Source organism: Burkholderia sp. Ax-1719, from assembly GCF_011753055.1.
Taxonomy (GTDB): Bacteria; Pseudomonadota; Gammaproteobacteria; order Burkholderiales; family Burkholderiaceae; genus Paraburkholderia.
This window is the reverse complement of the sequence record NZ_VWWJ01000023.1, coordinates 89,062-112,537: the sequence shown is the minus strand read 5'-3', so window position 1 is coordinate 112,537 and position 23,476 is coordinate 89,062. Positions and strand designations below refer to the sequence as shown.

Below are 23,476 nucleotides of genomic sequence, written 5' to 3'. Positions count from 1 at the left end.
ACCTCTATCCAGCGCTTACTTCGAAGCGAGACCCATCTGCTGGCGCACGCTTTCCACGTTGTCGCGCGTGGCCAGCATGCCCGTCGTCAGCGTGAGCTTCGGCGGTTCCTTGCCTTGCGTGATCCAGGCGTACATCAGGTCCGAGGTCTCTTCGCCGTGGCGCTTCGGGCTGATGATGACGGTGCCGTAGAAGCCCGTCGGGTTCGGCTTCTTGAACTCGTTGAGCGCCGAATCCGACCCGCCGATGCCGATACCGATCATGTTGTCGGCCTTGAAGCCGCGGCCTTCCGCTGCGCGCACCGCGCCGAGCACGGCTTCGTCGTTCAGACCGTAGGCGACCCAGTGCTTGAACTGCGGGTTCTTGGTCAGCGCGATGTTGGCGGCGTTGAAGGCGTTTTCCGTGTCGGTCTTGGCTTGCGGCGCGGCGATGATGTTCGCCTTCGGGAAGCCAGCGGCCACCAGCGCGTCGGTCGCGCCGCTGGTGCGGTCATGCGCCGTCGGCAGCTGTTCGTAGGTCACGTCGATCGCGCCGACGTCCTTCATGTCCCAGCCGCGCTTCTTGATTTCGGCGGCGATGCCGTCACCCACCTGCTTGCCGATGTTGTACGCCGAGATGCCCATGTGCGGCACTGACTCGATCGGCTTGCCCGCACCGTCGACGAGGCGGTCGTCCACCGTCATCATCTTGAGGTTGTCGGCCTTGGCCTTGGCAACGATGCCCGGCCCGAGCTTGACGTCAGGCGTGCAGATGATGAAGCCCTGCGCCTTTTGCGCGGCCAGGTTGTCGATCGCGCTCATCACCTTCTCGCCCGACGGCGCACCGATCTTCACCAGCGTGAAGCCCTTTTCCTTCGCGGCGGCTTCGGCGAACTTCCATTCGTCCTGGAACCACGGTTCTTCGGGCTGCTTGACGAGAAAGCCGATCTTCACCGGATCGGCGGCTTGCGCGACGGGCGCCTGGACGAGCACTGCGGTTGTCGCGGCGGCGATCAGCGTGAGGAAAATCCTGCGTTGCATGGTGTCAGTCTCCTGTCTTCTTCAGTCACGGGAAGGGTAACGGCCGCTTGTTCTGCCTTCGCCCGCGCGCGGCCAGCGCCGCGGCGAAAGTGATGCGATGTCTTGCTACCTTGTATTGCCTTCGTGCTGCTTTTTAGTACTGCTTTTTTTGCTGCTGTTTTTACTTCGATACTGCGGTGCTGCGTTTATTCGTGATGCAGCGCCGTGCGGCCGCCATCGATGGTGATACAGCTCGCGTTGATGAACGGCGCTTCGTCCGAGGCGAGGAACACGGCTGTCATCGCCACTTCCTCCGGCTTGCCGATGCGCTTCATCGGCGGCAATTCGAGGGTGGCGCGGCGCGCCGCTTCGGGGTCGGGCTGAGCGTTCCACCAGTCGTGCGTGAGCTGCGTTTCGATGTAGCCCGGCGCGATGGCGTTCACGCGCACGTTCCTCGGCGCGTATTCGATGCCCAGCGCCCGCGTAAGGCCGATCACACCGTGCTTCGCCACCGGATACGGGAAGCAGCCCGGAATGATCTGGAACGCGTGTGTCGAGGCGATGTTGATGATGCTGCCCGCGCGCCGTTCGACCATACCCGGCAGCACCGCGCGACAGCCGTTCCACACGCCGTCCAGATCGACGGCGAAGCAGCGCCGCCAGTCGTCGTCGGTCATCGTGAGCGGATCGGCGAAAACGTTGATGCCGGCGTTGTTCACGAGCACATCGACAGGGCCGAACGCCTCCTGCGCTTCGCTCACGGCGGCCTGCACCGAAGCGGATTGCGTCACGTCGGTCTGCACGGCGAGCACGCGCGCGCCGCTTGCTTCCGCGATCTCGCGCGCCGTCCCTTGGGCCGTGGCGATATCGAGTTCCGCGAGCACGACCGCCGCGCCCTCAGCGGCGAACGCGCGCGCAATCGCCGCGCCGATGCCGCGTCCCGCGCCGGTCACGAGTGCGACCTTGCCCGTCAGGCGATTCACGCTTTGGCTCCGTGGGCGCGCGCCGTTTCACTCCAGCCCGCGATAAACGCGAGCGCATTGGCGCGCGTCGCCGCCACGTCCTGGCCCGGCTTGTAGAGCGCCGATCCGAGGCCAAAGCCGCTCGCGCCCGCGGCCAGTTGCGGCCCCATGTTGTCGGGCTTCACGCCGCCCACCGGCAAGAGCGGCACGACGGCCGGAATCACGGCGCGCCAGGCCTTCGTCACCTCCGGGCCAAGCTGTTCGGCGGGGAACATCTTGAGACCGTCCGCGCCGCACTTGAGCGCGGCGAACGCTTCCGTCGGCGTGGCGACGCCCGGCACGCAGGCGAGACCTTGCAGCTTGGCGGCGAGGATCACTTCGGTATCCGCATGAGGCATCACGATCAGTTCGCCGCCCGCGGCTTTCACGTCGCGCACGCGCTCGGTCGAGAGCACGGTGCCCGCGCCGATCAGCGCGTCGGCGGGCAACGTCGCGCGCAGCGCCGCGATGCTCTCCAGCGGCGACGGCGAATTGAGCGGCACTTCGATGATCCGGAAGCCCGCCTCATAGATCGCGCGGCCATGTTCGGCGGCTTCGGCGGGCTTGATGCCACGCACGATCGCGACCATCCGGCACGCGGCAAACGCGGCGACGAAGCCGGCGTGAGGCGTGTACGGAGCGGGCAGGTTCAGTTCGGGTTGCATGTGCGTGTCCTGTTATGAGCGTGAGCGTGTACGGGTGCGGGCGTTGTCAGACCACGGCGTTGACGAGGCCCGCGCGCACCGCGATGCGCCAGAGGCCGCGCTCGGTCGCATCGCGCACGATCTGCGCGCCGGTGCAGCCAAACTGCGCCAGCGCCAGCCGATAGCGCTCGCACAAGGCATCGGCGCCAATCAGTTGCGGCGCGCAGCCCGCGAGCGCCACGTCGCGGCGCGCCAGCACCGCTTCCAGCCCGGCCAGTTCATGGCCGATCACGAGACCGGAGAGATAGTCGGGTTGTTCGTCGGCGGCCAGTTGATCGGTGAGGCCCAGCGTGCGCGTGCTGAACGCAGTGGCGAGCAGGCCCGCGCTGCCGTGTTCGCGCGCCACCGTCACGCCGCGCAGGAACGCGGCGGTGTCGGGCGCGGCGGGCAGCTTCATGGTGCGGCCGAGGATCGTGTGCGCCTTGAGCGCGGCGTAGACCTCGCCCGTCATGAAGGTGTAAAAGCGCGCGATGCGTGCGCCTTCCACGACCGCCCATTTGGCGTGCGTGCCCGGCAGGCCGATCAGCGCGGTGTCCTGTGACGTCTTGCCGCTCAGTGCGCCGAAAATCTGCGTTTCTTCGCCGCGCATCACGTTCGGCAGCGCGCCCGGTTCGAGCACGCCGGGCACGACGGCGATCTGCGCGCCGTTTTGGGTTCGCACCTTGACGATGCCGGTCACGAGCGCGTCTTCACCCGCGGGGGTCTCGACATAAGGCGCCTGCACCCAGCCCTGCGCACTGCCGACCATCCCCGCCGCCAGCACGGGTAACGACGACGCCTGCGCAAGCCACACGCCACAGGCTTCCTCGAAAGCGGCGTCGAAACCGCCCTCTTCGGCCGGCACGGGCAGATTCATGATGCCCGCCGTCGAGACGCGCGTGTCGAGCACGTTGCCCGCCGCGTCGAAGAGGTACGCGCGCAGCGACGTCGTGCCCCAGTCGAGCGCGATCAGCGCTGCGCCTTCGTGCTTGCCGTGTTCCATAGTGTGTTCAGTCGTGCGGCCGGTCATCGGCGAATCCTGCGCGTGGTGGGCTGCGGCGCGCGCCAGCCGAGTTCCTGCGAAATCGCGCGCGCCTCGCGCTGCACGACCGGAATCAGCTCATCCATGCGTTCGAGCGGCATGTAGGGAATCGTGCTCGCCACCGACAGCGCCGCGACGATCGCCCCCGAAGCGTCGCGCACGGGCGCCGCCACGCAACGGATCGAAATTTCGTTTTCCTCAAGATCGAACGTATAACCGCCCGCCGAATAGGTGGCCATGCGCTTGAGGAAGGTATCGGGGTCGAGGCTGTGATCGGGGCGGAAACTCACGGCCGCCAGCGTGCGCCGCGACGCCTCGAACAGATCGCGCCAGGACTGCGGCGCGAGGTCGAGCATCATCGCCTTGCCGATGCCCGTGGAAGCGAGCGGCATGCGGTGTCCCACGCGCGAGCGCATTTCGAGACCGCGCTGGCCGGGGATCTTGTCGATATAGAGCACGTCGTCGCCATCGCGCACGCCGAGGTGAATCGTGTCGAGCGTGGCGTTCGCCAGTGCTTCGAGGTGCGTGCGCGCGACCGCCGTGAGCGGCATCTGTTCGAGCGCGATGGTGCCGAGTTCGATCAGCTTCGGCCCGAGCAGATAACCGCCCTGCACCTGGCGCAGATAACGCGCCTGCACGAGGCTCGACACCAGCCGGTGCGTGGTGCTGCGCGTGGTGCCAAGCACCGCACCGAACGAGCGCAGATCGCGCACGCCCGCTGCAGCGGCTTCGAGGATGGCGAGGCCGCGCAGGAGCGTCTGCGTGCCGGCCTGCGACGAGCCGTCGAGCAGCGTGCCCGGCAGTCCGACGATTTCATCGCCGGCCGCGTGGGCTTTGGGTTGCGCTTTCGGTTGCGCTTGCGTTTGAGCCGCTTTGGGCACGCTCGCGGCATTCGGCGCCGGCACGGCGTCGATGTCGTCAAGACGCTCGGCGAGATTGTGAGACATCGCTTTGTTCATGGCGAGGTCGATCTGAAAGAAGACGGGAGATGAACGCGCGGCGTCAAAAGACGGCGCGCGGGCCATGGTTCGGGGTGCGGCGGCGCGCATTCGCGCGGGACGGCGGACGGCACGAGGCCGCGCACTTCGCGGGCTGGAACATGGCAAACGTCTCCGGTTTTGCCCGCTGGAGCGCATCTGCGGCGCGGCTGCGGGCTTTTCTTTAGGTTTGGCCGATGGGCTGACGCGCGTTCTTCTGGACTGCGATGCACGTCATCTCGGATGGATCGGATTGTAGGGCGGTTTTTCTGAGATCTCCAATATGTGATTGGGTCGCTCATATATTGGGAATTCCGCGTTTTGAGAGCCTTATCCGGATGGGTAATGCTGCGGCAGACCTTGATGGAATCGAGGGCGCAATCGCCCGTCCTTGCAGAGAGTTGAGCCATGTCATCCCCGCGCTGCGGCGGGGTCGCTCAATTCTCTGGAGGACATATAAAATTTTGTATAGTCTAAAACTTGAAAAGCGCGTGCGGTTTTGCGGCAGTGCTCTCGTGGATCTTCAGGCGTTTCCGCTGAAGGCACGCAAGGAAGCCGGGCGGCAAATTCGCCTCGTGCAAGGCGGTGAGCCTCCTGACGACTGGAAGCCCGTCAACCCCGTCGGTCCTGGCACGCGTGAAATTCGCCTTAGGGAAAACGGCAATGCTTACCGCATTCTCTACGTGGCGACCTTTCGCGACGCGGTGTACGTACTGCACTGTTTTCAGAAGAAGACTGAAAAAATTCCCTTTGCCGATATGTCGCTCGCCGCACGTCGATATCGGGACATTCGCAATGAGGAGCACGGATCTTGAAATTCGAGACTTTCGACAACGTGTGGGACGCGATCGAGGACACCCCCGGCGACGCGGCAAACATGGAACTGCGTTGCCAGTTGATGTTCGCGCTGGAGGAGCACATCAAGCGCCACAAGATGACACAGGTGCAAGCCGCGAAACTCTTTGGCGTGACCCAACCGCGTATCTCCGATCTCATGCGCGGCAAGATGGACCGCTTCGGCATCGACATGCTCGTCAACATGGCCGCGACGGCAGGCATGAAGATCGAACTGCGTATCCACGAAGGCACGCCACACGATTCCAACGCACAAGAAAAAGCGGCCACCCGCTAAACCGGGCAGCCGCTTTCCAGAAACTCACACTACGCAGGAAGAAACCTTACTTCCCTGCTGGCGCCTTGTACGCGACGCAGTCCACTTCCACCTTGCAGTCGATCACCATGCTCGACTGCACGCAGGCGCGTGCCGGCGGATGATCGCCGAAGTATTCGCGGAACACCTTGTTGAACGACTGGAAGTCGCGCGCATCGTCGAGCCACACGCCGCAGCGCACCACATGCTCCGGACCGTAACCCGCTTCCTTGAGGATGGCGAACACGTTCTGGATCGTCTTGTGCGACTGCTCGACGATGCCGCCGTTGATCACTTCGCCGTTTTCCATCGGCGTCTGGCCCGAGACGAACAGCCAGCCATCGGCTTCCACCGCGCGTGCGAACGGCAGATGTTGACCGCCCTGGCCCTTGCCGCCTTCCACTCCATATCGTTTCATCGTTTGCTCCTGTGTGTTCGTGCGGCGCGTGTGCAGTGGCGTGTGCAACGCACGGCGCGCCGAAGGTCGAAATTGAATACTTAAAAAGCCGCGGTTTCGGTGCCCGCTGCGTTCGTCTCGCGCGGCCCGCGCGCGACAAAATGGCCCGCGCGCTCGCCGGTCGGCTGGCCATCGCGGTACGACAGCACGCCGTTCACCCACACCGCGTCGATGCCTTCCGCCACCTGCTGCGGCTTGTCGAAGGTCGCGGCGTCGCGCACCTTCGCGGGATCGAACAGCACGAGATCGGCGTGCCATCCCACACGCACTTCGCCGCGTTGCGCGAGACCAAAACGCCGCGCGGACAGCCCCGTCATCTTGCGCACCGCTTCTTCGAGCGGCAGCAATTGCTCGTCGCGCGCGTAGTGGCCGAGCACGCGCGGAAATGCGCCCCACAGACGCGGATGCGGCAGCGGATCGTTCGGCAGTCCGTCCGAGCCCACCATCGTCGCCGGATGCGAGAGGATGCGACGCACGTCGTCCTCGGACATGTTGTGATAGACCGCGCCCGCCGGCTGCAGACGCTTGCCCGCTTCCTGCTGCGAGACACCCCATTCGGCAGCGATGTCCTTGATGAGCTTGCCCGCCTGCTCCGGATGCGGCGTCGACCACGTAATCGTGATGTCGATGTCGCCCGTCACCTGCTTGAGGTCGAGCGTCGACGAACTGCGGCTATACGGATAGCAGTCGCAGCCCACCGGCTGATACTTGCGCGCGCCGTCGAGCGAGGCGAGCACTTCCGTGCTGCGCCCCCAGTTGGACGGCCCCGCGCACTTCAGATGCGAAATGATCACCGGCACACGCGCATGCTTGCCGATGTGGTATGCCTCGTCCATCGCGTCGAGGATCGCGTCGAACTCGGTGCGCATGTGCGTGGTGTAGAGCGCGCCGGCCAGCGCGAGCGGCTCCGCCAGCGTGGCGACTTCTTCGGTCGACGCCTCGTAGGCGGAACCATAAGCCAGGCCCGTCGACAGACCCAGCGCGCCGTTCACCAACGCTTCTTCAAGCTGCGCGCGCATCGCCTCGGTTTCTTCGAGCGTGGCCGCACGTTTGAGATCGTCGAGATGATTGTTGCGCAGCGCCGTATGGCCGATCAGCGCGCCCACGTTCACGGCGGGCTTCGCCGCGTTCACCGCTGCGACATAGTCCGCGAAGGTCGGGTACTGAAACGCGTCGCGCGTGCCGAGCAGGTTCATCGGATCGGGCGGATCGCCCTTGAGCGAAACCGGCGACGCGCTGATGCCGCAATTGCCGACGATCACCGTCGTCACGCCCTGACTGATCTTGGGCAGCATTTGCGGCGCGCGGATCACGTGGGTGTCATCGTGCGTATGCACGTCGATGAAACCGGGCGCGAGCGCACGGCCTTCGGCTTCGATCACCTCTTCGGCGAGCCAGTTCGACAGATTGCCGATGGCGACGATGCGGCCATCGCGCAGCGCGACGTCGCGTTCAACGGGCGGCGCGCCGGTGCCGTCATAAAGCATGGCGCCGACGATCAAGGTGTCGGCGGCTTCGGGATGCGAATGCATATCAGGGTCTCCTGTCGATCCCAGACACAGGTTGTCGATGAAGCGTTTTGATCCTATCCGCACGCTGGCGCGGCTGCGCGCCCGGGTGCAAAGTCGGCAGAAAAATCAGTCGCCAAGCGGCTGACGCTCGCCGCCGCGCCCCGCCGTGCCGCGATGCGCGTCGAGCGTGTGTTTCATGCGCCGCAGCAATTCGCGGCTCTGCTCGGGTTGCGACATGGCGAGTTCGGTGACGAGCACGTCGAGCGCCATCATCATTGCGTAACGCGACGACGACGGCTTGTAGATGAAATCGGTTTCGCTGGCGACGATCGGCACGAGCCAGTCGGCGAGCGCGGCCAGCGGCGAAGCCGGTGCGGTCAGCGCCACCAGCTTCGCGCCGTAGTCGCGCGCGATGCGGCAGGCGTCGAGCAGTTCGGGCACGCGCCCTGTCACGGAAAGCGCGACCACCACGCAATCGGGCGTGAGCGTACTGGCGACCATGCGCTGCAGCAGGCTGTCCTGATACGACGCGACCGGCCGCCCGAGCCGCACGAGGCGAAAGCGCATTTCGTCGGCGAGCGCACTGGAGCCGCCGCCCATGCCGAACACGTAAATTATGCGCGCGTTGGCCAGCGCCGCGGCGGCATCGGCGAACGGCGCCTGGCGCAGCAGTTCGTGGTTGCGCGCGAGCGCGCCGTGGATTTCCTCATACACACGCGTGGCGAGCGACGCGTCGGCCGAATCTGCATTGGCGGCGTTCGTGGCATCGTCTGCACGCTGCTTGCGGCGCTTGCCTTTGCCTTCGGCGGATTCGTTCTTGCCCGCTTTTGCCGCCCGGCCGTCAGGGACGGCACGCAGAAAGCGCTCGCCCACGGCCGCCGCCTGAGCGAGACGCAGCTTCAGTTCGCGAACGTCCTGGCAACCGACGGTCTTGGCGAAACGCGTGACCGACGCCACGCTCACGCCCGCGCGCTGCGCCAGTTCGCCGATGCTCGCGCGCGCGGCGGCGGCAATGTCAGCGAGGATCAGGGCGGCGACGTCGCGCTCGGCCGGACGCAGATCCGGCACGCATTGCGTGATTCGCGCGACGATATCGAAACGGCCTGGATCAAGGGCGGAATTCATGGGAGTCGGGCAAGATTCAGATGGGACGGCGGGGATGCTTTTGTTAGTAAATAACATTTCACGCAGAGATGGTACTTTGTGTACTATCACCGAGTCAACGCCACAAGATGTCGATCCCGTAATATAAGGCGTTATGGAGAATATGGAGCGAACGGAAATGAAAGTTACAAACTATCAGAGTGCGACGATCGACCCGAACAGCAAGGGCCTCGGCAACGTGCCCGGCGCGAGCGTGCCGCTGGGCGACGCCTCCCGCCTCGAATGGAATCTGCTGGCCGAAGATGTCAGCCTGCCCGCCGCCGTCCTGTATGCGGATCGCGTCGAACATAACCTCAAGTGGATGCAGGAATTCGTCACACGCTACGGCGTGAAGCTCGCGCCGCACGGCAAGACGACGATGGCGCCGCAACTGTTCCGCCGTCAGATCGACGCCGGTGCGTGGGGCATCACGCTCGCCACGGCGCATCAGACGCGCGCGGCGTATCGCGGCGGCATTTCGCGCGTGCTGATGGCGAACCAGCTCGTGGGTCGCCGCAACATGGCGATCATCGCCGAGCTGCTCAGCGACGCGACTTTCGAATTCTTCTGCCTGGTCGATTCGGTGGAAGGCGTCGAGCAACTGGGCGAATTCTTCCGCAAGGCCAACCGCAAGCTCGAAGTGCTGCTGGAACTGGGCGTGCCGCGCGGGCGCACCGGCGTGCGCGATGCGGACACACGCCGCGCCGTGCTGGAAGCGATCGCGCGCTATCCGGATTCGCTCGCGCTTGCGGGCGTGGAAATCTACGAAGGCGTGCTCAAGGAAGAAAGCGAAGTGCGCACCTTCCTGCGCGACGCGCTCAACGTGACCGAGGAACTCGCCGCCGCGGGTCGCTTCTCGCGCGCGCCGGCGCTGCTGTCGGGTGCGGGATCGGCGTGGTACGACATCGTCGCCGAGGAATTCGCCCAGGCGGCCAAGGCCGGCACGATCGACGTCGTGCTGCGCCCCGGCTGCTACCTGACCCATGACGTGGGCGTCTACAAGAAAGCGCAGTCGGACATCCTTTCGCGCAACCCGGTCGCACGCGAAATGGGCACGGCGCTCCTGCCCGCGCTACAGCTCTGGGCGAATGTGCAGTCGATTCCGGAACCGGGCCGCGCGATCATCGGCTTCGGCAAGCGCGACGCGGCTTTCGATGCGGGCTTCCCGGAGCCGTCGCGCCACTATCGTCCGGCGCGTGACGGCGAAGTCCACGGCGCGCCGCGCGAGATCGACGCGAAAGAAGGCTGGGAAGTGTTCCAGATGATGGATCAGCACGCCTACCTGCAGATTCCCGCGGGCGCGGATATCCAGGTGGGCGACATGATCGGCTTCGACATCTCGCACCCGTGCCTCACCTTCGACAAGTGGCGTCAGGTGCTGATGGTCGATGGCGAGTATCGCGTGACGGAAGTGATCGAAACGTTCTTCTGATCGAGCGTTGCTTCAATCGGCGGCGTCGCCCGTTGCAACGGTCTGCGCCGCCGCTACGCCAATGCGCTCTTCCATCATGCGCAATGCGCCCGACAGCGCCGTGAGCGCATCATCGGGCAGCGACATCGCCACGCGCAGAAACTCATTGCGGCGCGGCAGTCCCTCTTCGACGATCTCACGACCTGCGGCGGTCAGCTTGACGTTGGTGATGCGGTTGTCGCGCTCGTCGGCGCTGCGCGCAATCCAGCCCAGCGACTCCAGCGGCTTCAGTTGCCGCGTGAGCGCGCCCGGGTCCACACGCAGGCGCTCGACCAGACGCTTCTGCGAAGAAGCGCCGTCCTGCTCGTGCAAGGCCAGCAGGATGCGCCAGCGCGGCAACGGGTGGCCCACCTGCGCCTCGAACGCCGACATGAACGCGCGATAGGTGCGTCCGAATTGCTGCATGATGGCGATGCGGTCCTGTGCTTCCATGCGGTGTTTTCCTGCCTGAATTCTGATTCGCGGATTGCGTTCGGTTTGCTGCGTGCGGATTACTGCGTGCGGGTTCAATCGGCGTGAATAACCGGCTCGACCTTGCGCTGCAGTTTGATGAGCGGCACGCGGCGCGTCTGCCAGACCGACACCAGCGCCACCACCGCCGCCAGCGCGATGCCCAGATGGATCGCGCCCACCAGCGCCTCGCGCGCGGCTTCGAGCAGCGGCGCGCCATTGTGCCCGGCCTTCGCCAGTTCGCCAACGAGCGCACCCTGCGCGTTCCGGTTAATGAGAATTTGCGGATCGGCGAGTTGCGCGAACCAGTGCAGCGCGCCATCGGCGTCGAGCGCCTTGTGCACGCCGCTCGAGTAGAGCTGCGTCACCAGCGTGCCGGTCAGCGCCGTGCCGATCATCCCGCCGATCATGCGCAGCGATTGCAGCAGCGCCGTGGCGATGCCCAGATGTTCGCGGCCCGCGGTCTGCTGCGCGAACACGGTCAGGTTCGGCATCACGAAGCCCAGCCCCAGGCCGCCGACGATCATCACCGTCATCAACAGCCCGCGCGGCGTGTTGTGCGACGCGAGCGCCACCGCGAAGCACGCGAAAGCCAGCATCGCGAAGCCGATATAGAGCATGCGATTGGGATTGCGGATGCGCGACACGATGCGCCCGTTCGCGATACTGCCGATCGTGATGAACACCACCAGCGGCGTGATGACGACGCCCGCCTCGTTCGGCGACATGCCAAAGCCGCCCTGAAACAGCAGCGGCGCGTAGAACAGCAGCGAGAACATCGTGAAACCGCCCATCACGGCGAGCGTGAAAAGCGCGTTCAGGCTGGCGTTGCGGAACATATCGACGGGCAGGATCGCCTGCGGGCAGCGCCGCTCCCACTGCCACAACGCCCAGCCCGAAGCGGCGGCAAGCGCAAGCAGCCCGATCGCCGCGAGCGACAGGCCGTGCTCCGGCAAACGCTCGACGAACAGTTGCAGGCTGCCCAGCGTCACGGCGATCAGCAGCGCGCCGGGCCAGTCGAGCCGCATGCGCTCCTTGTGCGCGATATGGCGCAGATGCGGCAGATAGCGCCACACGAAGAACAGCGATAGCAGACCAACCGGCAGATTGACGTAGAACACCGAACGCCAGCCGTAGTACTGCGTGAGGAAACCGCCCAGCGACGGCCCAATCGCATTGGCAATGCCGAACGCCGAACTCATCAGCACCTGCCAGCGCAGGCGCACGACCGAATCGGGGAAAAGATCGGGGATGCAGGCGAACGCCGTGCCCACCAGCATGCCGCCGCCGATGCCCTGCAAGCCGCGCGCGATGACGAGAAACGTCATGCTGCTGGCCGCGCCGCACAACACCGACGCGAGCGTAAACACGACAATCGACGCAATCACGAAGGGCTTGCGGCCGTAGTAATCGCCGAGCCGGCCAAAAATGGGGACGGTAATGACGGAAGTAAGCAGATAGGACGTGGCGACCCACGCATAAAGCTCGAAGCCGCGCAGTTCGGCGACGATGGTCGGCAAGGCGGTGCCGACGACAGTCTGGTCGAGCGCAACCAGCATGGTCACGAAAGAGACGCCGAGCATCGCCAGAAGCGACTCCCGGAACGGCAGCACCTGGCCGCTGGAATGGTGAGCGGCGGTATGAACGGCCATTTTTTGATCCCGCAACGATTGACGCGTCAAAGGATTCACATCTTAGCATGGGCGATCCTCGATAAACTGGGGGTCGAGCGGCGATGTCCGCACTGACCGCGCAGTCTTTCGGGAGGCCTATGGCGACACTCAACGATTTTTCCGAAGCCGATCTTGCCGCGCTCAAGCGCGCGAAACATGAACTGGAAACGCCGCCGCTCGGCATGAAACTGGCGGCTATCGTCGGCGCGCCGGTCGAGAAGCTGATCGCGAAACTGCCCGCCGTCGCCAACGACAAGGTCAACGACGCCACTCAGGCGGCGCTGCGCAAGTGCCTGCAACTCGCGCTCAAGACGCTCGGCAAGGCGGGCCTCGCAGACGCGAGTACGCTTGCCGCGGTCGTGCCCGCCAAACCCAGCAACCTGCTCCACAAGTTCGCGGTCGCGACCACCGGCGCGGCGGGCGGCGCGTTCGGACTCTTTGCGTTACCCGTCGAGTTGCCGGTGACGACGACGCTGATGTTCCGCTCGATCTGCGATATCGCACGCAGCGAAGGCGAAGACATCGCGAGCGCCGACACGCAACTCCAGTGCCTCACGGTGTTCGGTATGGGCGGACGCTCGGCCTCCGACGACGAAGCCGACTTCGGCTACTTCGTCGTGCGCGGCGCACTGGCACAGGCGGTGTCGAAGGCGTCGTCGGAGATGGCGACCAAGGGCTTAGCCGCCCACGGGTCGGCGGCGCTGCTCAAGCTGATGCAGACCGTCGCGGCGCGCTTCTCGGTTCAGGTGAGCGAGCAGGTGGCGGCGAAATCGATTCCGGCGATTGGCGCCGTGCTGGGTGCGATGGTGAACACGGTCTTTATCGACCACTTCCAGAACGTCGCGCACGGCCATTTCACGGTGCGACGGCTCGAACGCCGCTACGGCGAAGCCGCGGTGCACGCCGCCTACGACGAAATCGAGGTCTCGCTGGATTGAGTCGATTGATGCGGCGAGGCCGTTTTCTGCGCGCGCGCCGTCGTGTCGGCGGTCGTCACGCGTCGAACGAAGCGCGCTGAATCGTCGAGCGATCGACGCGCCTCGGGCATGAAAGGCGCGTAGATCGGCCAGATATGCGGCAGGTTGCGCGCGATTTCGCAATCGACCTCAACGCCTGCCGCGCGCGCACGCTCGGCGACGCGCCGCGTATCGTCGAGCAAAGTCTCGGTACTGCCCGCCAGCATGAAAAGCGGCGGCAGGCCGCGAAAATCGGCGTAGAGCGGCGAGACGTAGGGATCGGTCGCACGCGTCGCGGCCGCATCGCCGAGATAGAGCGCGGCGACGCGACCGAAAACTTCGCCGCAGAACATGGGATCGCGCCCATCGTTTTCGCGGATCGAGGCACCGGTTACGGCCAGATCGGTCCACGGCGAGTAGAGCAACGCGCCCGCCGGCAGTTTGTCGCCAGCGTCGCGCAAGGCCACCAGGGTTGCGAGCGCAAGGCCACCGCCCGCCGAATCGCCTGCGATCACGAGTGAATCGGCGCGCACGCCGTCGGCGAGCAAACGCCGGTAAGCGGCGAGCGCATCGTCGAGCGCCGCCGGGAATGGATGCTCGGGCGCAAGACGGTAATCGAGCGAAAACACATCGGCTTCGGCACGCGTGGCGAGGCCATACGTGATCGCGCGATGCGTCTTTGGCGAACAGAAGTAATAGCCGCCGCCGTGCAGATAGAGGATCGTGCGCGGCGCCCCGCCCTCGCGCACCAGCCACTCGCCGCGCAACGGCGCCTCTGCCTGCCCATACAGCTCGCGCAGCTGCCAGCCCGCGGGCACGGGCGGCAGCCACACGCGCTTCTCCGTGTTTGCCCGCGTAAGCGCGACGTCAATCGGACGGCGCGTCACCGGCAAAAAGCGGCGACGCAACCACCAGCAAATGAAGCGGCTTTGCAGGCTCATGGATCAGTTCGCAGGCAACACCTGACCGCGAATCTCGCCCGACGGATTCTGTTGCGTGTGCACGTTGAAATACCATTGGCCGGCCATCAGATCGGTGACCTGCTTGTCGGTGAGCGTCGCGCTGCCTTTGATCGGGCTGGCCAGTTCACCCTTCGGAATCGGCACCTGCACGCCTGCGTTCTGGCCAACGGGTGCGGGGCCGTGGAAATGCGCGGCCGTCGTCGGGCTCGACAGGCCTTCGTAAGTGACGGTCCAGTTCAGCGATTTGCTGGACGTGTCGAACGTCGCGTTGAGCATGCCGTGGCCGTGACTCACGCGCGGCGGCACTTCACTGGACGGTTCGAGATCGGCTTTCAGTGCGACGGTGTCGGCAAAAGCGGCGCCGGAGGCGAGGACACACAGAGCGAGAGCGAGCTGCAGCGGACGAAGCGCTTTCATGGGATTTCTCCGTTGTTGTGACGCGCTGCACCAGAGGAAACTGAAAGGCATCCCGGGCCGCAGTCGCGTAGCCACATGCTAGAGCAAATCCGCCAATGATGTTCGAAGCGTCATAGCCGATAACGGCCCGACGCGACGACAGGAAATCGCAGGCAAAAAAAGAGCGCCGCGAACGGCGCTCTGAACCCAAGTACTACCTTCTACTTTGCTACCCGTTTGCGTCGACGATCCAGCGCATTGCCGGACCGTCGACATCGTTCGATTGAGGGTCGATCGAATTAGAAGCGGTGACGGATACCCGTCGAGATGACGCCCTGGTTCTTCGACGACGAGAAGTTCGACGACGAGACGAAGCCAACCTGCGTCTCGCCCACTGCCGCGTCGCCCGAACCCGAAGCGGCCACGCCCAGCAGGTAGACGTCGGTACGCTTCGAGAGTGCGTAGTCGGCTTGCAGACCGAACTCGTTCCAGTGCGCCGTCTTGCCGCCGCCCGTCGAGCTCAGCAGCGAACCGTTCACGTTGGTGTACGTGTACATGGCGCCGATGCCGAGTGCCGGCGTCAGGTTGTAATGCACATTGGCTTCGATGTTGTTGAAGCGCACCGACAGATTGTCTTGCAGACCGTTCAGGCGCGTTTGCGTGAAGGTCACGCCGCCCACAGCCGGACCGTAGGCGTAGCTCACGCCCGCGCCCCACACGCGCTGACGCTGACGCGAGACGAACTGGTCGTTGGCGATCGCACCGCCAGAGTTGCTGAGGCTGCCCGCGCCATTGGCCTGCAGGTATGCAGCCGCGAGGCGCAGACCTTCATACGAGTAGCCCATGCCGGCGCTGTATGCACGGTTGTTCGCGAAGCCGCCAGCCTGGTTCGAGAACGCGTAGGCGCCGCCGAACTGGAAACCCGAGAGGTTCGGGCTCGCGTACTTGACCGAGTTGTTCAGCGAGTACGATGCGTTGCCGTTGTCGTTGTCCAACACGTGCGCGAAGTACGTACCGCCCCACGAGCCGACTGCGGTCAGCGGTGCGAGATAGTCGACCACGGAGTCGTACTGACGGCCGAACGTGACCGTACCGAACTGGTCGTGCGTCAGACCGACGTATGCCTGACGGTTGAACAGGCTGTTGTTGTTCAGCGAATTACCCTGCTGGCCGTTCATCAGGTTGAAGCCGCTTTCGAGGGTGAAGATCGTCTTCAGACCGCCGCCGAGATCTTCAACACCGCGCAGGCCCCAACGGCTTTGCTGAACGTTACCGCTCGTCATCGCATAGTTCGAGCTGCCGTTCACGTTGCTCGTGTACGTGAAACCTGCATCGACGATGCCGTAAAGCGTCACGCTGCTTTGAGCATACGACGCCGATGCGAAAGTCGCGGCGACTGCAGCCGCGATAACCAGACTCTTTTTCATAGTGATTCCTTCGTTTTAAAACCTTTCGGCATTGGTAGACGATTTCGCCGACAGCGTGCCGGCTTGCGTTATCCCCTCACGCCGCAATGACGGCGCCGCATTCATTTGCAAGCCGCAAGTTTATTGGCGTCACTTTTGGCGCAGCCATCCCACGCCAGCACAAAAGGCTTTTCGAAAAAATCAAATGCATCCTTGTTTGCATCTGCAATCGCTTGATGGATAAAGCATTCGCTCAATCTCAATTTCACGCGTGATGAACGTCGCGAATCCGTATCCCGATATAGCGTTGTCGCGAGGCAACACGATCAATTTGGGACAACTAGCGGATTAGGAGCAGTCCCATTCCGCAGGCCTCTGTGGATGGGTACGATCCCGCAACGCTCGCGTAGTCGCCTTGCGCCGAGCCTCATTCCTTTTCAGAAGAACCGCGCACCCGCGCCCTCGCATTCCATGTCGACGCGTCCCAAGACCATGAATCAGCTTCAGGCGATGCGCGTGTTCGTGAGCGTCGCCGAGAACGGCTCATTTGGCCGCGCCGCTACGAACCTCAAGATGTCGAACGCGGTCGTCACGCGTTACGTCGCCCTGCTTGAGACGCACCTCAATACGCGACTCATCAACCGCAATACGCGCAGCATTTCGCTCACCGAAGCAGGACTTTCGTACGCGCAGGCCAGCCGGCAGATGCTCGAAGATCTCGAACGCATCGAGACACAGATTGCCCACGGCGTGTCTGTGCCCTCGGGCACACTGCGCATCGTCGCGCATGCGTCGTTCTCGCTGCACGGCCTCACGCCCTTGCTCAAGCAATACCTCGCGTCGTTCACGCAGGTCCGCCTTGCGCTCACGCTGCTGCATCGCCCGGTCGATCTCATCGAAGAGGGTTTCGATGTGGGCATCGTCGCGCCGCGTCAGGTCAGCGGCGGCACGTTGATCCGCCGCCCGCTCGTCACCGTTGCGCCGGTCGCGGTGGCGTCGCCCGCTTATCTCGATTTGCATCGCGCGCCCGCCCATCCGTCAGAACTCGCGTGTCATACGCTGCTCGCGCCGTCTGCGGATATCCACGGCAACGAATGGCATTTCGACGACGCCGACGGCGTGCGCGTGCCGGTGATGATCGAACCGGCCTACGCCGTCAATAATTCGGTGATGTTGCGCCAGGCGGCGCTCGCGGGAATGGGCATCACGATCCTGCCCGCCAACCAGGTGGCCGCCGATCTCGCGACCGGAACGCTCGTGCGCGTGCTGGCCGACTACACGATCCGCGACGCCGACAAGGAACTCTCACTGGTGTATCCGGGGCGTCGGCATGTACCGGCCAAGACGCGTTCGTTCGTCGACTTCACGGTGGACTGGTTTCGGCAGAACGAAGTAACGCGCCAGTCGATTATCGACACATCGTGTAATAGTTAATTGATGGTTTTTATCTCGATTTTTGGCGCCGTGCGAACTATGCTTCTTTCTGCGAGAAGTGACTCTTCATCGAAGGGTCTCCAAGCTTGAACGCGGCTTCGGCCGCGTTTTTTTTCGCCTGTTTTTATGGCGTTCGCGCCTGCATGCTTCGTTTCTGGCAGAACTGCCAGTTTCGCGTCATGTTCGGATCATCAACGGACAAACTTCGCCAACTTATCGCGCGAGCAGATCCGATGTCACGCCAGCAACGCGGCCTGTTGTTCGATGCCATCGAGCATGGTGTGACAGGTCCGCATCAGCGCGACACCTTCTTCGCGTAGTTGCTGCGGTGTATGACAGTTCATATGACGGCGATAGGTTTCGAGCACGGCCATCAGCGCAGGATAGTGCAGCACGCCGACAGCGCCCGCGAGCCGATGATGCCATTCGCGCAAACGCGCAATATCGACGTCTTCCAGCAGTTCGGATAACGCGTTGATATCCTCGCGCACTGCGCTCACGAAAGAGCCGAGCAGCGTTTTTACCGTCGCCTCGCTCCCCCACACCTGGATCATGTGCGCGAGATCGAGAGGTTCGCCCTCGCCCGTCACGTTACCGATGGCGGTCGAACCGTCGACACTGCTTGCCGTCACGCCCGCGCCGCGCCCTTCGCTTCCCTCCGGCGCGACACGATGAGTCCCCTCCGCGCCGAACCAGCGCGCCAGATGCTCGCGCAGCGTGGCGACGCGCGTGGGCTTGATCAGGCAATCGTCCATGCCCGCTTCGCGGCACAGACGCATGTTCTCGGGCGCGGTGTTCGCCGTGATGCCGAGAATCGGCAGCCGCACGGTGCTGCGCGGCGGCGAGTTCTCGCCCTCGCGCCGCGCGCGCGTCAACTCCAGTTCGCGCACGCAACGCGCGAGGTCGTACCCAGAGACATTCGGCATATGGCAGTCGGTGATCAGGCAACCGTAGCGCGAGCGCTTCAGCGCTTCAAGCGCCTGCGCGCCGTCGTCGACCACATCGCATGCGAAGCCCAGCAGTGCAAGTTGATGGCGGATCAGCTCCTGATTCACGGGATGATCCTCGGCGACCAGGATCAGGCGGCCCGCAGCGCATTCCCTGTCGCGATCAGGCGCGACCAGCGCCGCTTCGGTGGATAGCACCGGGCGCGCCGCTGTCGCGGGCAGACCGGCGATCGCCATTGCACAGGCCGCGCCAAGTCCATGCCAGGAAAGCGGGTTGACGCTCACGCGCACGCCGCCTTCCGCCACGCGATAGCCGCTGGGTTTAGGGTTTTCCGTCAGGCGGATGACCGGCACGCCAGGATCGCCGAGTTCACCGGCCAGCGCCTCCGCCGCGAACACCAGATCGACGCCGCCTTGCTGCGCCAGCTTGCGCAGCGCGGGCAGATCAGGGCGTTGCGCCTGAAGGGTTGGTCGCGATGGCTCCGCCCAGGCGCGCGACATCTTCATGCCGAGCGCAACCCCAAGATGCATCAGCGCCTCGGCCACCGCCGCATCGTCGCAAAGGACGATCGCCCGCTTGCCGCGCAGACCGTCCGCGTGGGCCGCCTGAATCTCCACGGGCAATTCGATGTGGAGCGTCATGCAGGTGCCGCGGCCCGGCTCGCTGCGCAGTTCGAGCGTGCCGCCCATCAGCGCCGCAAGCTTGCGACAGATCGTGAGGCCAAGACCCGTCCCGCCGAAGCGCCGCGTCGTCGACGTTTCCGCCTGAACGAAGGGCTCGAACAGTTGCGCCTGGGCCTGCGCGGCGATGCCGATGCCGGTGTCGGCCACGGAGATCGACAGGCTCTGGCGCTGCTGGGCGGCCACACCGTCTGAAGCACTCGCCGACACGTTCACGTTGACTTCACCATGCGGCGTGAACTTGATCGCATTACTAAGCAGATTGAAGAGAATCTGCCGCAGTCGCACACTGTCGCCGCGCAGTTGTGCGGCCACGCCAGCCCCGACGTCCACGCGCACCTTCAGGCCCTTTTCGTGCGCGCGCCCCGCCAGCAATCCCACCGCGCTATCGACCAGCTCGCGCACGGCGAACGGCTCGGAATCGATGACAAGCCGGCCCGCCTGGATCTTCGAATAATCGAGCAGATCGTCGAGGATCTGCAGCAGCGCGCCCGCCGATTCGTGCACCATGCCGACCATCTGCGTCTGGTCGGGATTGAGCGGCGTGCGCTCAAGCACTTCCACGAGCCCGAGCACACCGTTCATCGGCGTGCGGATTTCATGGCTCATCATCGCCAGGAAGTCGTCTTTCGCGCGCGAGGCGGCTTCCGCCAGATCGCGGGCGCGCGACAATTCGGCTGCGCGGGTGTGCTCGACATTGGCGTCGACGGCGTAGCCGCTCCACATCACCACGCCGTCTTCGGCGCGGCGCGGCATGAATTCCGCGCGCGCCCACAGCAGCCCGGTGGCGCCGTGGAAGCGAAATTCGAGGTTGACCGGCGAAAGCAGCCGCGCCGATCGTTCGAGCGCCGCCGTGAGCCGCGCGCGATCGCCGCGATGCACGCGCGAAAGATCGAGCGCGCTGGTGCGCATGAGCTGGGTAGCCGCTTCGCCGAGCAGGCGCTGCGTATCGCCGCCCAGGTACGGGAAGGTGTACTGCCCGCCAGATCCACGCCGCAGCTGGAACACAATCGCGGGAAGCGAACCCGTGACGTCCGAGAGCAGCCGCTCAGACGCGCGCGCGCGCATTTCGGCGCGACGGATATCGGTGATGTCGATCATCGTGCCGAGCACGCAGAACGGCACGTTGCGTGCATCGCGGCACAGGCGCGTCCAGAAAATGCCGTGACGACGGCCGGCTTCGGCCATGCCTGGACCACCGGGCTCGTCGAAAACGAATTCGACGCGCTGGCTCTCGCCCTCATCGACCGTCTTCGAATAGAGCGTATCCACGCGCCGGCTGTTTTCCTCGCCCCAGGCGGCCACCGCCGCGCCGGTGCGGCCGAGCACATCGCCGCGCTGCAGCCCGGTCATCTCCTCATAAGCGCGATTCACCGCCAGATAACGGTTTTCCAGATCCCGCGCGCCAAGCGGATACGGAATCATCTCCGTCATGGTGTCCTGCAACTCGACCTGTTTGGCGAGCACCTGTTCGGCGCGCCTTCGCCTTCGCATCTCGCGCTGCAACAGCACGTAGGCGCGCAGTGTCACCAGCAGCACGACCCCGAAGGCGATCACGAATGGCAGCAGGCGCAGCGCGTTCATGCTCCAGCCGCCGCGGCGCTCGACTGCGGCCGCCGTCCAGCGATTGCGGATGTCCTGTTGCTCGACCGGCGACATTGCATCGAGCGCACGATCGACCAGCACTTTCAGCGGCGCCAGATCGCTGCGCACCGCAAAGGTGGCCGACTCGTCGGTGCCTAACGCACCTACCACTTTCAGCGATTCGAGATATTGGCGGCTAAGCGGACCGTCGAGCGCCGCAGCAGCGCCCACCAGCAGATCGGCGTCGCCTCGCCGCACGCGGGCGAGGCCGGCATCGAGCGTCGTGGCGCGTTCGATGTGCAACGGGAGCGCCTCGCCGAACAACTGCTGCGCCGATGGCGCATGCGGCGCCAGCACGATGCGTCGATCAGCGAGCTCTTGCGGGCTGCGCAACATCGGCTCGTCGCGGCGGCCCACGATCACCAGCGGATAGTGTTCGAACGAGCGCGTATAGAGCGTACCGTCGGCCAGCGCGCCATCGCGTTCGGCCGACGCGAGCATCGCCAGATCGCCACGCCGCAAGGCCGCGTCGGCATCACGCCAGGGCGCGACGGGCACGCGCTCGAACGTGACGCCGAGCGTGCGGCCCAGATAGTCGAGATAGTCGTTCGCCATACCCGTGGCGCGCTCGCGCCCGTTCGCGTAGCTGAACGGCAGCCAGGCCGGATCGAAGCCCACTTTCAGCGGCGGCAGCGAACGCAGCCACGCGCGCTCAGCCGGATCGAGAATGAGCGGCGTGGCGCGCGGCCCTTCGCTGTGAGGCGCGTCGCTGCCTGTGTCGATGTCGCGGCCGAGCCAGCGCATCTGCAGCGCGGCCGCAGCAGACGGGCGCACGCCGCCGGCCGCGACGTTCAACTGATCTCGCAGCGCTGCCCTCGCGAGCGGCACACCATAGCGCAGCTCGCGCACCGTGTAGCCTTCCTCGTAAGCGACGCGCAGCCCGCGAAAGGCCGCGAGGGCAAGCTGGTAATGGACGACTGGCGCGAAGCCGGCGTAAACGTCGGCGCGCCCCTGGACGAGCGCGAGCAGCGCGGCGCGCGTATCCGGAAAAACGAGGATGTCGGCTTGTGCAAAGCGCTCGCGCAAGACCGTCTCCAGCGCATAGCCGCGCTCGACGGCGATACGTGCGTGCGCGAAATGCTGCGCCGGGTTCGCTTGCGCCTCGTCGCCAGCCCGAGTGACGAACGCGCTTTTGCCGCTCAGATACGGCACCGTGAAAGCGAGACAGCGTTCGCGCTGCGGCAGACGCGCGACGCTCATGAGGATGTCGACTTCGGCAGCGCACGCGCCTGCGAGCAATGCGCTCATGTCCGGATAGACGCGCGGCACGAGCCGCACGCCGGGCCCCAGGAGCAGACGCAGATAGTCCGCACTGAAGCCGCTCACGCTATCGCCGTCGACGACTTCGAGCGGCGGCCAGCCGCCCGCGACGATGCCGACATTGAGTGTCGGTGGAAAGCCGTGCGCGTCGACGCCCGCGAGCGACGCTTCTGACCTGGCGGCGCACGCGACGCCCGCAGCGAACACCCCAGCCATGCAGAAAGCGATCATCGCGCACAGCACGCACGCACGCGCGACGTCACATAGCGCGCGTCGCAGGGCAATGGGTGAAGTGAATGGCGGCGCGCTCATGGACGCGGTTCATGCTCCGCCGGACTGGCCGCCCAGCCCCGGCGCGATGCGCGCGCGACGGCGCGTTGCACGACGATGAACCATGCCCGCGACGATGCCGCCGAGCATCGGTGCGGCCCAGAAAAGCCACAGCTGATCGAGCGCCCAGTCGCCGACAAAGAGTGCGCACCCGGTCGAGCGCGCCGGGTTCATGCCGCCATTGCTGACCGGAATCGCGATCAGACTGACGGCCGTCAGGCAGGCGCCGAGCGCCGCCGGTGCAGCGCGACGTCGCTGCTGCGAGCCCGACACGAAGAGGTGGATGAGTACGAAAGCGAACGTCATGGTCAGCTCGACGGTGAGCACGGCGCCGAGCGCGTACTCGCCGGGCGAATGCTCACCGTAGCCGTTGCTGCCGAAATCAGAGACTGTGAACGCGAAGCCTGGCCGCCCGCTCGCCACGATGGCGAGCAATGCTGCGCCCGCGAGCGCGCCCAAGGTCTGCGCCGCGATATACGGCGCCACGTCGCGCGTGGGAAAACGACCGGCAATGGCGTAGCCGATCGTCACGGCGGGATTGAAGTGAGCGCTGGACGCCCTGCCGCAAGCGTAGGCCGCGACGGCCTGCGCAAGTCCGAAAGCAGCCGCCATCTCAAAGACGATCCAGCCCTGTGCAGGCGCGCTGCCATTCAACGCCGAGCTCGCGCAGCCCACGAACACGAGCCACGCGGTGCCAGCCGCCTCGACCGCCAAACGCTCGCCGAGCTTCATCGTCCTGTGTCCCCTTCCAGTTGCCGCGCGCCAGCCGTTACTGAGCCCGCAGCCCTTTCGGAAACGAGATCGGAATTGTCGCGATGACCAACATGACCAGCAGTTCGCGCGTCGGACCAAAAATTATGATCAGGCCCGTCGGCTGATCAGATAGGACAACTCTGAAAAAATGAA

Annotated in this window: 20 protein-coding genes; 5 read left to right on the top strand and 15 right to left on the bottom strand. The window is 65.0% G+C overall.

The annotated features are described in order from the left end of the window. Window positions 1-15 precede the first annotated feature (15 nt). From F3J17_RS29115 to F3J17_RS29095, 5 genes are all read right to left on the bottom strand, one after another. On the bottom strand, window positions 16-1,017 hold the full coding sequence (locus tag F3J17_RS29115; RefSeq protein ID WP_167067488.1) for an arabinose ABC transporter substrate-binding protein: 1,002 nt from the start codon (window positions 1,015-1,017) through the stop codon (window positions 16-18). Window positions 1,018-1,202: 185 nt separating this feature from the next. Then, the gene (locus F3J17_RS29110) at window positions 1,203-1,979 is read right to left on the bottom strand and encodes an SDR family oxidoreductase (RefSeq protein WP_167067486.1); all 777 of its coding nucleotides are present in this window, start codon (window positions 1,977-1,979) and stop codon (window positions 1,203-1,205) included. Then, on the bottom strand, window positions 1,976-2,662 hold the full coding sequence (locus tag F3J17_RS29105; protein ID WP_167067484.1) for a 2-dehydro-3-deoxy-6-phosphogalactonate aldolase: 687 nt from the start codon (window positions 2,660-2,662) through the stop codon (window positions 1,976-1,978). Before F3J17_RS29105 ends, F3J17_RS29110 begins: the two co-directional genes overlap by 4 nt. Before the next feature lie 46 nt (window positions 2,663-2,708). Next, window positions 2,709-3,710, bottom strand: coding sequence for a 2-dehydro-3-deoxygalactonokinase (locus tag F3J17_RS29100; protein WP_167067482.1), 1,002 nt, complete (start codon window positions 3,708-3,710; stop codon window positions 2,709-2,711). Continuing rightward, window positions 3,707-4,681, bottom strand: coding sequence for an IclR family transcriptional regulator (locus F3J17_RS29095; protein ID WP_167067480.1), 975 nt, complete (start codon window positions 4,679-4,681; stop codon window positions 3,707-3,709). Before F3J17_RS29095 ends, F3J17_RS29100 begins: the two co-directional genes overlap by 4 nt. 533 nt (window positions 4,682-5,214) lie before the next feature. On the opposite strand from F3J17_RS29095, the gene F3J17_RS29090 reads away from it, so the two are divergent. Beyond that, window positions 5,215-5,514, top strand: coding sequence for a type II toxin-antitoxin system RelE/ParE family toxin (locus tag F3J17_RS29090; RefSeq protein ID WP_345891263.1), 300 nt, complete (start codon window positions 5,215-5,217; stop codon window positions 5,512-5,514). After that, window positions 5,511-5,831 (top strand): XRE family transcriptional regulator, encoded by a 321-nt coding sequence (locus tag F3J17_RS29085; protein WP_167067478.1) that lies wholly within the window; start codon window positions 5,511-5,513, stop codon window positions 5,829-5,831. The genes F3J17_RS29090 and F3J17_RS29085 overlap by 4 nt, the downstream gene beginning before the upstream one ends. A gap of 46 nt (window positions 5,832-5,877) precedes the next feature. Here the strand turns inward: F3J17_RS29085 and F3J17_RS29080 are convergent, their stop codons facing one another. The 3 genes from F3J17_RS29080 to F3J17_RS29070 all read right to left on the bottom strand — a co-directional run bounded on the left by F3J17_RS29080 (window position 5,878) and on the right by F3J17_RS29070 (window position 8,942). Next, entirely contained in the window at window positions 5,878-6,267 is a 390-nt protein-coding gene (locus tag F3J17_RS29080) for a RidA family protein (protein ID WP_027815644.1), read from the bottom strand. Between the two features lie 80 nt (window positions 6,268-6,347). Beyond that, on the bottom strand, window positions 6,348-7,838 hold the full coding sequence (locus F3J17_RS29075; protein ID WP_167067476.1) for a D-aminoacylase: 1,491 nt from the start codon (window positions 7,836-7,838) through the stop codon (window positions 6,348-6,350). 105 nt (window positions 7,839-7,943) lie between these two features. Next, window positions 7,944-8,942, bottom strand: coding sequence for a MurR/RpiR family transcriptional regulator (locus F3J17_RS29070; RefSeq protein ID WP_167067474.1), 999 nt, complete (start codon window positions 8,940-8,942; stop codon window positions 7,944-7,946). Between the two features lie 157 nt (window positions 8,943-9,099). On the opposite strand from F3J17_RS29070, the gene F3J17_RS29065 reads away from it, so the two are divergent. Further along, window positions 9,100-10,392, top strand: a complete 1,293-nt coding sequence (locus F3J17_RS29065; protein WP_167067472.1) for an amino acid deaminase — start codon at window positions 9,100-9,102, stop codon at window positions 10,390-10,392. 12 nt (window positions 10,393-10,404) lie between these two features. Here the strand turns inward: F3J17_RS29065 and F3J17_RS29060 are convergent, their stop codons facing one another. Both F3J17_RS29060 and F3J17_RS29055 read right to left on the bottom strand, forming a co-directional pair. Next, window positions 10,405-10,863, bottom strand: a complete 459-nt coding sequence (locus F3J17_RS29060) for a MarR family transcriptional regulator (protein ID WP_167067470.1) — start codon at window positions 10,861-10,863, stop codon at window positions 10,405-10,407. 74 nt (window positions 10,864-10,937) lie between these two features. Continuing rightward, a complete protein-coding gene (locus F3J17_RS29055; RefSeq protein ID WP_167067468.1) occupies window positions 10,938-12,533 on the bottom strand; it encodes an MDR family MFS transporter in 1,596 nt (531 codons plus the stop codon). Between the two features lie 119 nt (window positions 12,534-12,652). On the opposite strand from F3J17_RS29055, the gene F3J17_RS29050 reads away from it, so the two are divergent. Further along, window positions 12,653-13,492: an EcsC family protein gene (locus F3J17_RS29050; protein WP_167067466.1), complete on the top strand. Its 840-nt coding sequence runs from the start codon at window positions 12,653-12,655 to the stop codon at window positions 13,490-13,492. Here F3J17_RS29050 and F3J17_RS29045 read toward each other — a convergent pair. From F3J17_RS29045 to F3J17_RS29035, 3 genes are all read right to left on the bottom strand, one after another. Further along, window positions 13,462-14,451, bottom strand: a complete 990-nt coding sequence (locus F3J17_RS29045) for an alpha/beta hydrolase (protein WP_167067464.1) — start codon at window positions 14,449-14,451, stop codon at window positions 13,462-13,464. The two genes, F3J17_RS29050 and F3J17_RS29045, sit on opposite strands and share 31 nt — an antisense overlap. 3 nt (window positions 14,452-14,454) lie before the next feature. After that, the gene (locus F3J17_RS29040) at window positions 14,455-14,889 is read right to left on the bottom strand and encodes a CHRD domain-containing protein (protein ID WP_167067462.1); all 435 of its coding nucleotides are present in this window, start codon (window positions 14,887-14,889) and stop codon (window positions 14,455-14,457) included. Window positions 14,890-15,167: 278 nt separating this feature from the next. Continuing rightward, complete coding sequence (locus F3J17_RS29035) at window positions 15,168-16,295, bottom strand: porin (protein ID WP_167067460.1); 1,128 nt, start codon at window positions 16,293-16,295, stop codon at window positions 15,168-15,170. Window positions 16,296-16,745: 450 nt separating this feature from the next. On the opposite strand from F3J17_RS29035, the gene F3J17_RS29030 reads away from it, so the two are divergent. Next, window positions 16,746-17,708, top strand: coding sequence for a LysR family transcriptional regulator (locus F3J17_RS29030; protein WP_240161196.1), 963 nt, complete (start codon window positions 16,746-16,748; stop codon window positions 17,706-17,708). 236 nt (window positions 17,709-17,944) lie between these two features. On the opposite strand, the gene F3J17_RS29025 is transcribed toward F3J17_RS29030, so the two are convergent. Continuing rightward, complete coding sequence (locus tag F3J17_RS29025; protein WP_167067456.1) at window positions 17,945-22,552, bottom strand: transporter substrate-binding domain-containing protein; 4,608 nt, start codon at window positions 22,550-22,552, stop codon at window positions 17,945-17,947. A gap of 9 nt (window positions 22,553-22,561) precedes the next feature. After that, entirely contained in the window at window positions 22,562-23,302 is a 741-nt protein-coding gene (locus tag F3J17_RS29020) for an aquaporin (protein ID WP_167067453.1), read from the bottom strand. Window positions 23,303-23,476 lie beyond the last annotated feature (174 nt).